This is a genomic window from Sphingobium sp. SA2, from assembly GCF_032227065.1.
Taxonomy (GTDB): Bacteria; Pseudomonadota; Alphaproteobacteria; order Sphingomonadales; family Sphingomonadaceae; genus Sphingobium.
Genome location: NZ_JAPMXX010000001.1, coordinates 545,927 through 561,469, shown reverse-complemented (window position 1 = coordinate 561,469; position 15,543 = coordinate 545,927). Strand labels below are relative to the sequence as shown.

The following is a 15,543-nucleotide window of genomic DNA, read 5'->3' as shown; positions in this document are numbered from 1 at the left end:
GAAAACATACTGAAATCGTCACTCATGCAAGCGGCCATGACAGCCATTCCCGCAATATCTGGTTGAACGCCTCTGGCGCTTCGGCGGGCATCATATGGCCCGCCCCTTCGACAACGCGCAGTTGCGCGCCGGGAATGGCGGCGACGATCGCCTCATGCTGGGCGACCGGCGACCATTGATCCTGTCGCCCGACCATGGCGAAGGTCGGGCAGGCGATGGTCGGCAGCAGTGCATCAACCGACGGGCGGTTGAGCAAGGCTTCGATCTGCGCCTCATAGACTGGCAAACCTGCAGAAACGGTCATGGCATAGAGGCTGTCCATCAGCGCTTCGTTGCGCAGGCCCGCAAAGCCGAGCATCGGCGGTAGCCATTGCGCCACCAGCGCAGCCATGCCCTGCGTCCGACCAAGGTCGCGCAGCGCATAGCGGCCTTCGCGCTCGCCGGACTTGGGCGTGTGGACGCCGGTATCGACCAGCGCCAGCCGCTCGATCCTTTCGGGGGCCTTGCGCACGACTTCCAATGCGATACGCGCGCCCATGGAATGGCCGAGCAGCGCCACGCGCGCGGGCATATGCGCCAACACATGGTCGGCCATCGCCTCGATCCGGTCCGCACCGCCATAATAGCCGTCGATCGCGCGGCTGCTTGGGACAGCGGCGAGCGTCGCGCCGAACATGCGCGAATCGCACATCAGCCCCGGAAGGATGATGAGAGGGCTGCCAGTGCCGTCCTGTTCAGATGATTTCGCACTCATGAAAATTTCATCTATACGAATGTAAGCAACTGCGCTAGAGGAAAATGCATCGAGGAAAGCCGCGTGGCCCAGCCCGAACACCATCATGGGAGAGAATGATGACCCTGCCGTCGATCCATCCGAACTGGGATCTGCCGCCCAAGGGCATGACCGATGGCTATTCGCTGGAGATCACCGCGAAGGACATCGACGCGCTGCGCGAGGCCGCGCCGACCATGGCGGCCGAAACGCCGGTGGCCGTCACCTTCCTGCCCGGCGAATCGCTGGAAGCGCGCATTGCTGCGGCAAAGTTGGTGCGGTCGCTGGGGTTCGAACCGATGCCGCATTTTTCCGCACGGCGGCTGGAATCGGGCGATGATTTCGAAACCTATCTGGCCGCGGTCGTGCGCGAAGCGGGTGTCCAGCGCTGCTTCGTGATCGCGGGCGACCCACCCGAAGCGGCCGGCCCCTATTCGGACAGCATGGCGCTCATTCGCACCGGCGCGTTCGAGCGCGCCGGGATCAAGGCGATCGGCGTTGGCGGCCACCCGGAGGGGCACCCCAATATGACGCCCGACCAGTGCTTTGCCGTGCTGACAGAAAAATGCGCGGAAATCGAACAGCGCGGCATGGCCCCGCTGATCGTCACCCAATTCAGTTTCGATGCGGCCCCGGTGCTAAGCTGGCTGGCGGAATTGCGCCAGCGCGGCATCGACGCGCCGGTGCGGATCGGCATTCCGGGGCCAGCGGGCATCAAGACGCTGATGCGCTTTGCCGCCCGATGCGGCGTCGGGGCATCCACATCGGTGCTGACCAAATATGGCATTTCGATCACCAAGCTGATCGGTACTGCCGGTCCCGACAAGCTGGTCGATGCGCTTGCCAGCGGCCTTGGCGACCAGCATGGCAAGGTGCGCCTGCACTTCTACCCCTTTGGCGGCCTGACCAAGACCGTCGAATGGATCAATGATTATACGGCCCGCCACTGAGCGCGCATGATTACCGGAGAAGCGATGTGAGTGAAATCTGCACCCTGACCCTGCAATGCGACGACCGGCCGGGTCTGGTCGCCGATGTCGCCACCCTGTTGACCCAGCAGGCCGGCAACATCACCGACGCGCAGCAATTCAACGACAAGCTGACCGATCGCTTCTTCATGCGGGTGGAATTCGAGATTGCCCCCAACGCCGTGGAAACGCTGCGGGCCGCTTTTGCCGGACTGGCGGATGAGCGGGGCATGGAATGGAACCTGCGCCGTCGCAACGAGCGGCAGAAGGTGCTGCTGATGGTCAGCAAGTTCGACCATTGCCTGGGCGACCTGCTCTATCGCTGGCGCATCGGCGAATTGAACATGGATGTGGTTGGCATCGTGTGCAACCATCCGCGCGAGGCGCTGACCATATCGCTGATCGGCGACGTGCCGTTCCACCATCTGCCGATCACCAAGGATACCAAGCCGCAGCAGGAAGCGCAGATCAAGGCGATCGTGGAGGAAACCGGCGCCGACCTCATCGTGCTGGCGCGCTACATGCAGATATTGAGCGACGATCTGGCGGGCTTCCTGTCGGGCCGCTGCATCAACATCCATCACAGCTTCCTGCCCGGCTTCAAGGGCGCCAAGCCCTATCATCAGGCCCATGCGCGCGGGGTCAAGATGATCGGCGCGACCGCTCATTATGTCACCGCCGACCTGGATGAAGGGCCGATCATCCATCAGGATGTCGAAGCCATCAACCATGCCGACACGCCCGACGACCTGGTGCGCAAGGGCCGCGATATCGAACGGCGCGTGCTGGCGACCGCTGTGCAGCATCATCTGCAGGGCCGGGTGTTCCGCAACGGCGCACGCACCGTCGTCTTCAAGGCCTGAGGCCCATGGCGCAGATCATCGACGGGCGCGCCATGGCGCGCGCCCTGTCGGACGAAACGGCGACGCGCGTCGCGGCCATCGTCGCGCAGGCAGGCCAGCCGCCCGCGCTCGCAGTGGTGCTGGTCGGCGACGATCCGGCAAGCCAGGTCTATGTCCGCCGCAAGATCAGCGAATGCGCGCGCGTCGGCATCCGGTCGGTCGAACATCGGCTGCCGGTCGATCATCCGCAGGATGCCCTGCTGACGCTGATCGACCAGTTGAACGGGGATCCGGCCATTCATGGCATTTTGATCCAACTGCCCCTGCCCCCCCATATCGACGCGGCGCTGGTCTTGGACCGCATCGATCCCGCCAAGGATGTCGACGGGTTCCATCCGGTCAATGTCGGGCGACTATCCACCGGCACGGGCGGGCTGGTGCCCTGCACACCGCTTGGCATCATGCGGCTGCTCGACAGCGTGATCGATGATTATCGCGGCCTCAATGCCGTGGTCATCGGCAAATCCAATATCGTCGGCAAGCCGGTCGCCATGCTGCTGCTGGAGCGGGAGGCGACGGTGACCGTCACTCATATCGAAACGCTGCACCTGCCCGACATTGCGCGCAAGGCGGACATCATCGTGGCGGCGGCGGGCGCGCCGCATCTGGTGCGCGGCTATTGGGTGAAGCCCGGCGCGATCGTGATCGACGTCGGCATCAATCGCATCGCACAGGCGGACGGATCATCGCAGATCGTCGGCGATTGCGCGACGCAAGAACTGGATCATGCCAAGGCGGTGACGCCAGTGCCGGGCGGCGTGGGTCCGATGACCATCGCCTGCCTGTTGCACAATACGGTGTTGGCGGCGGAAAGGGCGAGGGCATGACGGACAATATCTGCACGACCAAGGTCCGGGTGCGCGACCTGCCCCTACTGGCCGATATCGGCATCAACCCGGACGAGATCGGACGGCGGCAACCGCTGGTCATTTCGGTCGAACTGACGCTGGCGGTTGGTCAGGTCGAGGCGATCGGCGAGACGGTCGATTATCGCAAAGTGGCGCAGGCCGCCGAAGATCTGGCGCTGGTGCATATCCCGTTGATCGAGATGTTCGCGCAAAGGCTGGGTGCTTGCTGCCTGGCGATGAACGGCGTCGTCGAAGCGCGGGTCAGCGTCGACAAACCCTTCGCCCTGACCCGCGGCATGGCCGGGGCCGAAGTGACTGTCCGCCGGGGCTAAGCGCGCAGTCCTACTCAAAATATGTGACGTTACTCACCCCGTTCGTCCTGAGTAGCCATTGAGCGAAGTCGAAATGGCGTATCGAAGGATTAAGCGCATCGCTTGATGCTTCGATACGCGCCTTCGACAAGCTCTGTCGCTACTCAGCACGAACGGATGCTGCGCTATCTAACGCGGCTCTGCCCTAGCCATTTTCATCGGCGTTGCGCATCTGCACCGCCAGCAGCACGGCGGCAGCCCCCAGCGATCCCAAGCCCAGCAGCAGCGAGGTCAACCCGCGCCCGGCCCCGGCGGCCAGCAATTGCCCCGCGAGGAACGGGCCAAGCGCTGCGCCGAAGCGCCCGAAGCCGATCACCGCGCCCGTGCCCGTCGCGCGCAAGGTGGTCGGGAAGACATTGGCGATCAGCGCGTAGAGGCCCACGACCGACCCATTGGCGAGGAAGCCCAGTACGAAGGCGGCAATCTGCAACCACAGGAAGTCGCCCGGCACCACGCCGAACACGGCCACCGCGATGCCCGCGCCCGCCATGGCCAGCAGCAACAACCGCCGCAGGCCGAGCCAGGGCGACAGGAAGCCGAGCGTCAGCCCGCCGATCGCCCCGCCCATATTCATGAAGACCGACACGATGCTGGCGCGCGAAGGGTCGAACCCCAGATCGACCACCAGCGAGGGTGCCCAGCCCAGCGCGTAGTAGAAGGTCATCATATGCAGGCCGTAGACGATGATCAGCGCGATCGTGATGACCCGGTAGCGATCAAGGAACAGCGCGCGCATCGACGCCTTGGGCAGGTTCAGCGCGACCAGTTGCGCCGCTTGCGGTTGGCTCAGGCGACGCAGGATAGCGTTGATCTTCGCCAGCGCATCGGGCGCGCCGCGCGTCGCCAGCCAGCCGATGGGATCAGGCAGGAAGATCAGGACGAGTGGAATCATCAGTGCCGTCGCGCCCGCCCCGAACAGGAAGATCGCTTCCCAGCCGTCGGTGCGCAGCAATTGCGCTGCGCCCCAGCCGCCGATGATCCCACCGACGGGATAGCCCGCCGCCATGATGCTGACGGCCAGGTCGCGGCGGCGGCGATTGGCGAACTCGGCCGACATGGCATTGATCGCCGCCAGCATCGCGCCCAGCCCCAGGCCCGTCAGGATGCGCAAGATGCTGAGCATCACCACCCCTGTCGCGAAGGCGGAGGCGAGCATGCCGAAGGTCATGATGACCAAGCACAGTAAAATCTGCCGCCGCCGCCCGATGCGATCGGCCAATTGGCCGAGCGTCAGCGACCCGATCACCATGCCGACCAGGCCGGTCGATACGATGATGCCGATCGCGCTGGGTCCGACGCCCCAATCCTTGGCGATGCCCGGCGCGGCAAAAGTCACCGCCAGCACGTCAAACCCGTCGAGCGCATTGAGCAGGAAGCAGATGAAGATCGCCACCACCTGCGGCAGGCGCATCGGCCGGTCTGCCAGGATGCTGCGCGGATCATCCGCAGGCAGGGTTATGCTCGACATGGGGGACATTCTCTCCGGCGTTCGTCGCGCCATTGTATGCTGGCGAAACAATTTGCCAAGTCAAATCGCCGGTGCCTCGTCCGTGTCAGAGCGAGATCAGCGCGTCGAGCGCTAGCGCGCCCTTCCCCTGGGGATAGACGATCACCGGGTTGAGATCGACCTCGCGGATCGCCGGGGTCGCCGCGACCATCTGGCCGAGCCGCTGCACCACATCGGCGACCGCTTCAATGTCCATGACCGGCGCGCCACGGAAGCCATCGAGCAACGGGGCCATGCGTAGTTTGCGAATGCGCGCGATGATCGCGGCGCGCGGCAGGTCGGGCGGGAGCAGGCAGACATCGTGCAGCAATTCGGCCGCGACACCGCCAAAGCCGATCAGGATGGTCGCGCCCCAATGCGGGTCGTTGCGCGCGCCGACGATCAGTTCGACGCCCTTGTCCGCCATCCCCTCGACCAGCACGCCGTCGAGCATCAGGTCGGGACGCGACGCGGCCAGATTGGCGGCGAGCCGCGCCCAGCCATCGGCCAGCTCCTCGCGATTCTTGAGGCCGACGATCACGCCGCCGGCATCGCTCTTGTGCGGCAACTCAGGCGATTGCGCCTTCAGCACGACCGGATAGCCGAGGCGATCCGCTGCCAGCACCGCCTCTTCCAGCGTCTGCGCCAATGCGAAGGCGGGGAAGGCAATGCCGCGCGCGCCCATAATCTCTTTCGAGCGATATTCGGGGATCGTGCTGCCTAGCTGTGCCAGATCAGCGACAGGTTCGGCATTGAGTGGTTCAGCCGCGAAATCGCGCGCCGCCGCGCCGCTGATCCGCGCCAGCGCGCGGACGGCGCGCTCGGCGGTGGGGAGATAGGTCGCGCCCGCTTCGCGTAGCGCCGCAATGTCCGCGTCCAGCACGCCGCCGCCTTCATCGACGCCGCCGATGATGATCGGCCTGGTCGGACGCAGCGTCGCGAGGGCATCCAGCACGGCGGCAAATTTGATGTGCGATGTCGCAGGCGCGGTCTGGATCAGCGTCACCAAAATCGTACCGATACGGTCATCGTTCACCAAAGCGGACAAGGTGCGGCCATAGAGGCCCGGATCGACCAGCCCCTGCGCGGTGACGTCCAGCGGGTTGGTGACCGGCACGAAATCGGGCAGGGCCGCACGCAACGCCGGGCTGTCGGCATCGCTCAAGGCAGGCAGGTCCAGCTCGACCGCTTCCGACAGGTCGAGCATCATCGCCTTGAACGCGCCCGATTCCGCGATGACGCCGGTGCCGCCCGTGCCGATCACCGCGTTGCGCGCCAAAATCTCGACCACGTCGCCCAATTCTTCGAGCGAATCGACCAGGATCACCCCGGCGCGTTCGACATGCACCGCCATGACGGCATGATCGCCCGCCATCGCCCCGGTATGGGTAGCGGCGCTCGCCGCGCCAGCGGCGCTGCGGCCCGGATGCAGCAGCACGACTTGCTTGCCCGCTGCCCGCGCCGCGCGCGCGGCGGCAAGGAAACGGGCGGGGTCGCGAATATGTTCGGCGATCATGCCGATGACGGCGGTGTCGGGCTGATCGACCAGATAGGCGAGATAATCCTCGATCCCGCTGGCCGCTTCATTACCGGTGGAGATATAGCAGTTGAGCGGCACGTCGCGATGGATCATCGTCGTCGCCAACACGGCGGCCATCGCGCCGGATTGCGACACGATGCCCACGCGCCGGTCACCCTGCGCGCGCGCTGGCGGCATATCGATGAAGGTCAGCGAGACATTGTCGCGGAAATTGACAAGGCCCAGGCAATTGGGGCCTTCCACCACCATCGCCGCCTCACGGGCGATCCGGGCGATTTCCTCCTGGTCGGCCAGGCCCTGCGGGCCATCTTCAGCAAAACCAGCCGAAAAGATCACCGCTGCGCCCGCTCCGCGCCGGGCCAAGCCGCGCATCGCGTCCAGCACGCCGACGCGCGGGATCGCCAGGATCGCGGCATCGACGCCTTCGGGCAGGTCATCCACGGACGCGACGCAGGGCCGCCCACCAATCTCTGTACGCTTTGGGTTTACGAGGTGAATGGCCCCGGCAAAGCCCTGCCGCTCCAAATTGGCCAGCACCGATGCGCCGAGCGCGCCCGGCTTGTCCGATGCGCCGATAATCGCCACTGATCGCGGCCGCAGCAGCCGGTCCAGGTTCATCATGTCGGTCACGCGCGATCCTCCCCTACAGGCGGCAAGGCTTCGAATCAGCCGCCCAATGTTGGCAACATTGTGCGCCAGGGATACAATTTACGCAACCCGTTTAGGCGATACCAGTGTCCGCTTCGCTGTCCGATATAGGCTCTTCCCCGCTGATCTTGCGCAGCAGCGCCAGCAGTTGTTCAGCCTCTTCGCCGCTCAAACCCTGGGTCATCCGGGCATCGGACTGATGCACCGCTTCGATCATCGCGCCAATCTGAACTTCCCCTTCGGGCAGGAGAAACAGCGCATTGGTGCGAAGATCCCGTCCGGCCCGCCGTTCGACCAGCCCGCGCTCCTCCAATATGTTGACCAGCTTCATCGCACTGGACCGGTTGACGCTGAGCGCTCGGCCAAGCGCCGTCTGGTCGCAGCCCGGATTATCGCGGATCAGCAGCAGCGCGGTGAACTTGGCCGGCGACAGGTCGAACGGCGCCAGCGCGGCGCGGGCGTCCGCCCCCATGACGAGGTGCGCGCGCTGGATCTGATAGCCTATCAATCCGCGCAGATCGGTCCCTTGGTTCATCCGCTCCAATCATCCCTTGCCAATATTGTATCCTTAGCGCACAAATATATGCTACAACGCGCCAGCGCGGAAAGCGATAGCCAAGACGCAAGGCGCGTGACCGGATAATGCAGGAGAGAAGAGCGATGGACCATGATTTCCGCATGCTGATCGATGGCGAATTGACGCCCGGTGTCAGCCAGTTCGACGTCGTTAACCCCGCGACAGGCGCTGCCTTCGCCCAATGTCCCAAAGCGGACGAGGCGATGCTGAACCGCGCCGTCGCCGCCGCCAAGCGTGCCCAGCCCGGCTGGGCGGCTACCCCGATCGAAGAGCGTGCCGCGCTCGTCAACCAGCTCGCCGATGCGCTGGAAGCGCGAATCGGCGAATTTGCCAGCCTGCTGACCAGCGAACAGGGCAAGCCGCTCGACCAGGCCGGCTATGAGATCATGGGCAGCGTCTTCACCCTGCGGGCCTTTGCCGCGATGCGGGTCGAGCCCAAGGTGCTGAAGGACGAAGGCGGCAACCGCGTCGTCGAACATCGCACGCCGCTGGGCGTCGTCGCGTCGATCACGCCCTGGAACTTCCCGGTCATCCTGCTGATGAACAAGCTGGGGCCGGCTTTGGTCACCGGCAATTGCATGGTCGCCAAGCCCGCGCCGACGACGCCGCTGACAACCTTGTTGTTCGGCGAAATGGCGCAGGCGATCCTGCCGCCCGGCGTCCTCAACATCGTCTGCGACCAGAATGAGCTGGGCGCGCTCATCACCGGCCATCCCGACATTGCCAAGGTCGCCTTCACCGGATCGACCGCCACCGGCAAGAAGGTGATGGCATCCTCGGCCGGGACGGTGAAGCGCGTGACGCTGGAACTGGGCGGCAATGACGCCGCGATCGTGCTGGACGATGTCGATGCGCGGCAAGTGGCGCAGAAAGTCTATCAGGGCGCGATGACCAATGCGGGGCAGATCTGCATCGCGATCAAGCGCGCCTATGTGCCCGCCCCCATGTATGACGAATTTTGCGACGAACTGGCCAAGCTTGCCAAGGCGGCGATCGTCGATGACGGGTCGAAGCAAGGCACGACGATTGGGCCGATCCAGAACCAGATGCAGTTCGACAAGGTCAAGGCGCTGATCGACGACGCGCGGACGCGCGGCACCGTGCTGGCGGGCGGCGATGCGCTCGACCGGCCGGGCTATTTCATGCCGCCCACGATCGTTCGCGACCTGGATGACGACGCGCCGTTGGTGCGCGAAGAACAGTTCGGCCCGGTGCTGCCCGTGCTGAAATATGACGATATTGACGATGTGATCGCCCGCGCCAATGACAGCGACTATGGCCTGGGCGGCACCGTATGGGGCAAGGATCTGGCGCGGGCGACCGATGTCGCGATGCGGATCGATTCCGGCACGGTCTGGGTCAACCAGCATATGGCGATCGACGCCAACATTCCCTTCCGCGGCGTCAAGCAATCGGGCCTGGGCGCGGAACTGGGCGAAGCCGGGCTGCTGGAATATACCCAGGCGCATATCGTCAACGCCATTGCGCTCGAAGACGCCTGAACGGCTGACGGATACAGGCATTAGCGGGGGTGAAGGAGCGCAACGCTTCTTCACCCCCTTTTTTTGACATAATCCACCTAGTCATTCGACATATTCGACACTTTCGTTCGTGCAGTCATCATAGCCTCAACCCTTGGGACCAATCCCTGGTTGTGGCGTTTCGGCGCGCATCCGGTGACTGTGTTCCCCACCTCTTCCTGTCGCAATGAAGCTTGCTACTCGGAGGAGGCGAAGCTAGATCATAGATGATACAGGGTATCATGATTGGTTCGGGCGGTGCCGCAACGAACCACGGGGAAAAGGGACAGACGCCATGAGCAGCTTAGCGGGCCACGCGCCCCCCACCGCCTTCAGCCCCGGCGCCACGTCGCCCATGGCCACAGCCCAGGCGCGTACCCGCCTGATCGCGATCGACGCGCTGCGCGGCCTGGTCATGCTGTTCATGCTGGTCGATCATGTGCGGGAGACATTCTTCCTCTACATGCAGGTCACTGACCCGGTGGACGCGAACACGACTGATCCGGGGCTGTTCTACACCCGCCTGCTGTCGACCTTTTGCGCGCCGACTTTTGTCGCGCTCACCGGCCTGTCCGCCTGGCTCTATGGCCAGTCGCACAGCAAGGGGCAGGTGTCGGAATTTCTGCTGAAGCGCGGGCTTTTCCTGATCGTCCTGGAATTTACCGTGGTCGGCTATGCCTGGCCAACCCAAGCCCCCGCCTTCCCACCGACGGCGATTTGGTTGCAGGTCATCTGGGCCATCGGGATTTCGATGATCGCGCTGGCCGCGCTGCTGCACCTGCCGCGCGTCGCCCAGTTTGCGGTGGGCTTGGCCATCGTGTGCCTGCACAATCTGCTCGACCCGATCCGGCTGACGGCCGATCAACCGGGCTATGTCGCCTGGGCGATCTTGCATCAACGCTCGCTGATTGAATTTGGCGGCATCGCGGTCAAGACCACCTATCCCATCCTGCCATGGATCGGCGTCATCCTGCTGGGCTATGCCTGCGGACCATGGTTCGCCAAGGGTAGCGATCCGCAGCGGCGCATCCGGCGCCTGGCGATGACCGGCCTTGGGCTGGTGCTGGGCTTCGTGCTGATCCGCTATCTCAATGTCTATGGCGACAAGCCGTGGTTCGTTGCGGAAAATTCGACGCGCACGGTGATGAGCTTCCTCGCACTGACCAAATATCCGCCTTCGCTGCTGTTTTTGATGCCGACGGTCGGCACCGGCTGTCTGCTGCTCGCTTTGTTCGAGAAGTTCGAGAATAGCCGGGTGATGCCGCATCTGGCGCTGCTGGGTGGCGCGCCGATGTTCTATTATGTGTTGCATCTCTATGTGCTCAAGCTGATCTACAATGTCGCGCTGGCGCTCTATGGGCCGACCAAGGGCACGGTGTTCGGGGTCGACAACCTGTCCACCGTCTGGATCTGGGTCGCGCTGCTGATCCTGCCGCTTTACTATCCCACCCGCTGGTTTGCGCAGCTCAAGCAGCGGCGCAAGGATATATGGTGGCTCAAATATCTCTGAGGGCATGAACCCTCCGGGTCGCAGGCCGCCTTCCTTATCGGAGGCGGCCATTTTTCGGGGTTTTCACCAGGATCGATGGCGTAACGACGGGCAGCATTTTCATGCCGTAGGACCACGCGATTCACAATTTTGCGCCGTCCCATGCGCCATGTTTGACGTAATATATCCGTAACTCGACCTAGCCTCAATTCAACAAGAGGTGACGGAAACACCCCGCGGCCCGGCTGCCGATGACAGGACGCAATGTCCGCATCGGACAATAAGAGAAGACCAGCCGGTCCCCGTTTCGCAGGACATTTGGGAACAGCGATTTTTCATAGGGGATCATATCATGCGCACATCATCGGCTCTTCGCCTGGCGCTTATCGCCAGCACCGCCGCCATCACCCTGCCCACCGCCGCCCTTGCCCAGGCTCCGGCCGATAATGCCGAAGGCAACATCATCGTCACTGGCCTCAAGCGCCAATATTTCGGCGATACGCCGGTCAAGGAAATCCCGCAGGCGGTCCAGTTTCTGGAAGGCACGCTGCTCAACGACCTCAACATCACCCGGCTCGACACCGCGCTGGAGCTGGCGAGTGGCGTGTCGAAGCAGAATAATTTCGGCGGCCTGTGGGACAGTTTCGCCATTCGCGGCTTTGCTGGCGACGAGAATTTTCCGAGCGGCTTCCTGGTCAACGGCTTTAACGGCGGGCGCGGCTATGCCGGCCCGCGCGATGCCTCCAATGTCGAGCGGATCGAAGTGCTGAAAGGTCCGAACTCGGCGCTGTTCGGGCGCGGCGAGCCGGGCGGCACGATCAACATCGTCAGCAAGAAGCCGACCTTCAAGGAAGGCGGCAGCTTCACGGTCGCGGGTGGCAAGTGGAACACCTATCGCGTCGAGGGCGATTATAACATGCCGCTTGGCGACAGCGTCGCCATCCGCCTGACCGGTGCCGTCGAGGATGCCGAAAGTTTCCGCGACACGGTGGAAACCCGCAAATATGTGCTGAACCCGTCCATCCTGGCGAAACTGTCGGACAAGACGATCTTCACCTACGAGCTGGAATATGTGAACCAGGAAGTGCCGTTCGATCGCGGCGTGGTGGCGATTCCGACGGTCACGGCAACCGGAACGACATATAATCTGGGTGCCATTCCGCAGAGCCGGTTCCTCAGCAATCCCAATGACGGCCCGATCAAGATCACGGCGCTCGGCCATCAGGCGCAGTTGCAGCATGACCTGAGCGACGATTGGGTCGTGATGCTGGGCGCAGGCTATAAGGACACCACGTTCGAGGGCTTCTCCAGCGATCCCGAACTGGCGCTAGGTCGTCAGCAGATCGACAATGACGGCCGCACCTTGTCACGCCAGCGCCGCTATCGCGATTATAGCACCACCCATATGGTGTTCCGCGGGGAAATCAGCGGCAAGCTGGAAACCGGGTCGATCGTCCACAATATCCGCGTTGGCGGGGACTGGGACAAGTTCGAGATCGAATTGCTCCAGACCCGCTATCGCCCGACGGCGGCGGACCAGTCCTATTCGATCGACATCTTCAACCCCAATTACAATATTGCGGCACCGATACCGGCAGCAGTAATCCAGAATTCGACCGAAGTGCAGAAGGCCTGGGGCATCTATGCGCAGGACCAGATCGAGATCACCGAGCAGTTCAAGGTGCGCTTTGGTGGTCGCTATGATGATTTCAGCCAGAATATCGATAACCGGTTGGGGACCACCAACCCCGCATCCTACACCAAGTTCAGCCCGATGGCGGGCCTGGTGTTCGAACCGACCAAGAGCCTGTCTTTCTACGCCAGTTATGGCAAGGGGTTCCGGCCCAACAGCGGCGTCGATGTGAACAACAACCCCTTCGCCCCGGAAGTCAGCACAAGCTATGAAGTCGGTGCGAAGTTCGTGACGCCGGATGGCCGCATCACCAGCACGCTGTCGCTCTACAAGATGAAGAAGAGCAACGTCCTGACCGCCGATCTGCTGACCGGACTGTCGGTGGCGGTCGGTGAAGCCAAGAGCCAGGGCGTGGAGTTTGACATCAACGCCAAGCTGCCCGCCGGGTTCGAACTGTTCGCCACCTATGCCTATACCGATGCAGGCTGGGCGGATGACTATGCGTCCGCTGGGGTGCTCAAGAATGATCCGCTGCTCAATATTCCCAAACATCAGGCCAATGCCCTGTTGTTCAAGAATTTCTCGATCGGCGATCATGAGGCGATGCTGGGCGCGGGCGTGAACCATGTCGGCAAGCGGCTGGGCCAGACGGCGGCTGACTTCTATCTGCCGAGCTATACGATCGCGAAAATCCTGGGTTCGGTGACGATCAACGACCAGTTCAAGCTGTCGGCCAATGTCGACAATCTGTTCGACAAGAAATATTATGCCAGCTCCTATGCGACATTGTGGGTGCAGCCGGGCGTCCCCCGTTCCTTCACGATCCGCGGGACGTTTACCTTCTAACCAGGGGCGAGGCGGTCTTCCGCCCTGCTCGACCGTCGGCAACAGCGCCCTCCCGCTGTTGCCGACGGTTTTTCTTTATGGCCCGGACAAGGATGGCCCGCATGACCCTGCTCTACACATCCGATCCCGAACGCGGCCGCATCTGGCGCGAGATTTTCGCGGACGAAGCGGCGGACGTGGCTTTTGTCGATCCTACGGATCCGCATGACCCGGCGACCATTCGTTACTTGGCTGCGTGGAATCCGTCAGCCGACCTCATCGCCACCTTGCCCGCGGTGGAAGTCTTGTTTTCGATCGGTGCGGGGATCGACCAGTTCGACATGACACGCCTGCCGCCCCATGTGCGGGTCGTGCGGATGATCGAGCCGGGCATTCGCCAAGGCATGGTGGAATATGTGACGATGGCAGTGCTGGCGCTGCATCGGAACCTGATCGACCATGGCATTGCCCAGCGCGAGGGACGCTGGAACCCCATCAAGCTGGTGCCTGCCGGGCAGCGGCGGGTTGGCGTGATGGGCCTCGGCAATTTGGGGCGGGCCGTGCTGGAGGGACTTGGGCCCTTCGGCTTCGCGCTTTCGGGGTGGAGCCGGTCGGCCCATGATATTGACGGGGTGAATTGCCATGCCGGGGACGCGGCCTTGCCTGCTTTCCTGTCCAGTTGCGATATCCTTATCTGCCTGTTGCCGCTGACGCCGGAGACACGCGGCATCTTGTGCCGGGATAGGCTGGCGCAGCTGCCTTCCGGGGCCAGCCTGATCAATGTCGGGCGGGGTGGCCATCTGGTGGAGCAGGATCTGCTGTCCCTGCTCGACGAAGGTCATATGTCGGGTGCGGTGCTGGACGTTTTCGACCCGGAACCGCTGCCCGCCGGACATGCCTTCTGGACGCATCCACGCATCATCATGACGCCCCATATCGCCAGCATGACCCGCGCGGACAGCGCCGCGCGCGCGCTGATCGCCAATATCCGCCGCCATGAATCAGGCCAGCCGATGGAGGGCGAAGTGGTGCGGGGCCGTGGCTATTGAGGGCGCGACATTCCGTGCCGTCGGCCAGGCATTTTCGTCAGCGAGCCGCACTTTTCCTCGCCCAATTGCGGCGCCTTTGCAGGCACGGCAAACTATGCCGAATAGGGCGCGATAAAAGCCTATAATCTGCGCCGCGCCGCGTCGAAATGGGGTTCATGTTCCGGTGCAGCCATGTCGTAATGTCCCTGTCACACGGCTGCCAAGGCCCCCTATAAAAGCATGCAAAGGACGATCCGCCCATGCCCAATTTCCGGCCCAAATTCATCAGCTTCGACTGTTATGGCACGCTGACCCGTTTCCGCATGACGGAAATGGCGACCGCTTTCATGGCCGACCGGATCGACGCGGAAAAGCTGCCCGCTTTCTGCAAGGATTGGGGTGCCTATCGCTTCGACCAGGTGATGGGGGCATGGGAACCCTATCAAGAGATCATCCGCAATTCGCTGCGCCGGACCTGCGAGAAATGGGGCGTCGCCTATAATGAGGCGGATGCCGACGCGGTGTACAACGCCGTGCCGACCTGGGGTCCGCATGACGATGTGGCCGGTGGCCTGTCGAAGATCGGCGACAAGATCCCGCTCGTCATCCTCTCCAACGCGATGAACGACCAGATCCATCATAATGTCGGGATGCTGGGCGCGCCCTTCCACGCGGTCTATACCGCGCAGATGGCGCAGGCCTATAAGCCCCGGATGCAGGCCTTCGAATATATGTTCGATCAACTGGGTGCCAACCCGGAAGACATGATGCATGTGTCGTCCAGCTTCCGCTACGACCAGAATACCGCCACCGACCTGCATTTCGGCTGCCGCGTGTTTGTGGGGCGCGGCCATGAGCCGTCCAACCCCTTCTATCGCGATGTCGAAATCCCGCATATCGGTTGCCTGCCCGCCGTCGTCGGTCTTTGATCGGCTG

General features: G+C 63.2%; 13 protein-coding genes. 9 read left to right on the top strand and 4 right to left on the bottom strand.

The window, feature by feature from the left end:
- Nucleotides 1–22: 22 nt before the first annotated feature.
- Complete coding sequence (locus OVY48_RS02835) at nucleotides 23–754, bottom strand: alpha/beta fold hydrolase (RefSeq protein ID WP_313921789.1); 732 nt, start codon at nucleotides 752–754, stop codon at nucleotides 23–25.
- A 98-nt stretch (nucleotides 755–852) separates the two neighbouring features.
- On the opposite strand from OVY48_RS02835, the gene OVY48_RS02830 reads away from it, so the two are divergent.
- The 4 genes from OVY48_RS02830 to OVY48_RS02815 are packed head-to-tail and all read left to right on the top strand — an operon-like array spanning nucleotide 853 to nucleotide 3,822.
- Nucleotides 853–1,722, top strand: coding sequence for a methylenetetrahydrofolate reductase (locus OVY48_RS02830; RefSeq protein ID WP_313922052.1), 870 nt, complete (start codon nucleotides 853–855; stop codon nucleotides 1,720–1,722).
- Nucleotides 1,723–1,748: 26 nt separating this feature from the next.
- Nucleotides 1,749–2,603 (top strand): formyltetrahydrofolate deformylase, encoded by an 855-nt coding sequence (purU, locus tag OVY48_RS02825; RefSeq protein ID WP_313921788.1) that lies wholly within the window; start codon nucleotides 1,749–1,751, stop codon nucleotides 2,601–2,603.
- 5 nt (nucleotides 2,604–2,608) lie between these two features.
- The gene (gene folD / locus OVY48_RS02820; RefSeq protein WP_313921787.1) at nucleotides 2,609–3,469 is read left to right on the top strand and encodes a bifunctional methylenetetrahydrofolate dehydrogenase/methenyltetrahydrofolate cyclohydrolase FolD; all 861 of its coding nucleotides are present in this window, start codon (nucleotides 2,609–2,611) and stop codon (nucleotides 3,467–3,469) included.
- Nucleotides 3,466–3,822, top strand: a complete 357-nt coding sequence (locus tag OVY48_RS02815) for a dihydroneopterin aldolase (RefSeq protein WP_096062838.1) — start codon at nucleotides 3,466–3,468, stop codon at nucleotides 3,820–3,822. The genes folD and OVY48_RS02815 overlap by 4 nt, the downstream gene beginning before the upstream one ends.
- Before the next feature lie 184 nt (nucleotides 3,823–4,006).
- Here the strand turns inward: OVY48_RS02815 and OVY48_RS02810 are convergent, their stop codons facing one another.
- From OVY48_RS02810 to OVY48_RS02800, 3 genes are all read right to left on the bottom strand, one after another.
- Complete coding sequence (locus OVY48_RS02810) at nucleotides 4,007–5,329, bottom strand: MFS transporter (protein WP_313921786.1); 1,323 nt, start codon at nucleotides 5,327–5,329, stop codon at nucleotides 4,007–4,009.
- An 85-nt stretch (nucleotides 5,330–5,414) separates the two neighbouring features.
- Nucleotides 5,415–7,508, bottom strand: coding sequence for an acetate--CoA ligase family protein (locus OVY48_RS02805; RefSeq protein WP_313922051.1), 2,094 nt, complete (start codon nucleotides 7,506–7,508; stop codon nucleotides 5,415–5,417).
- Nucleotides 7,509–7,608: 100 nt separating this feature from the next.
- Nucleotides 7,609–8,070: a MarR family winged helix-turn-helix transcriptional regulator gene (locus OVY48_RS02800; RefSeq protein ID WP_096062836.1), complete on the bottom strand. Its 462-nt coding sequence runs from the start codon at nucleotides 8,068–8,070 to the stop codon at nucleotides 7,609–7,611.
- Between the two features lie 125 nt (nucleotides 8,071–8,195).
- On the opposite strand from OVY48_RS02800, the gene OVY48_RS02795 reads away from it, so the two are divergent.
- From OVY48_RS02795 to OVY48_RS02775, 5 genes are all read left to right on the top strand, one after another.
- Nucleotides 8,196–9,614 carry an aldehyde dehydrogenase family protein gene (locus OVY48_RS02795; protein ID WP_313921785.1) on the top strand — a complete coding sequence of 473 codons (1,419 nt, stop codon included), beginning with the start codon at nucleotides 8,196–8,198 and terminating at the stop codon, nucleotides 9,612–9,614.
- A 313-nt stretch (nucleotides 9,615–9,927) separates the two neighbouring features.
- Nucleotides 9,928–11,142 carry a heparan-alpha-glucosaminide N-acetyltransferase domain-containing protein gene (locus tag OVY48_RS02790; RefSeq protein ID WP_313921784.1) on the top strand — a complete coding sequence of 405 codons (1,215 nt, stop codon included), beginning with the start codon at nucleotides 9,928–9,930 and terminating at the stop codon, nucleotides 11,140–11,142.
- 331 nt (nucleotides 11,143–11,473) lie between these two features.
- Nucleotides 11,474–13,600: a TonB-dependent siderophore receptor gene (locus OVY48_RS02785; protein WP_313921783.1), complete on the top strand. Its 2,127-nt coding sequence runs from the start codon at nucleotides 11,474–11,476 to the stop codon at nucleotides 13,598–13,600.
- A gap of 101 nt (nucleotides 13,601–13,701) precedes the next feature.
- Nucleotides 13,702–14,628, top strand: a complete 927-nt coding sequence (locus OVY48_RS02780; protein WP_313921782.1) for a glyoxylate/hydroxypyruvate reductase A — start codon at nucleotides 13,702–13,704, stop codon at nucleotides 14,626–14,628.
- Nucleotides 14,629–14,867: 239 nt separating this feature from the next.
- Entirely contained in the window at nucleotides 14,868–15,536 is a 669-nt protein-coding gene (locus tag OVY48_RS02775; RefSeq protein ID WP_069064131.1) for a haloacid dehalogenase type II, read from the top strand.
- Nucleotides 15,537–15,543 lie beyond the last annotated feature (7 nt).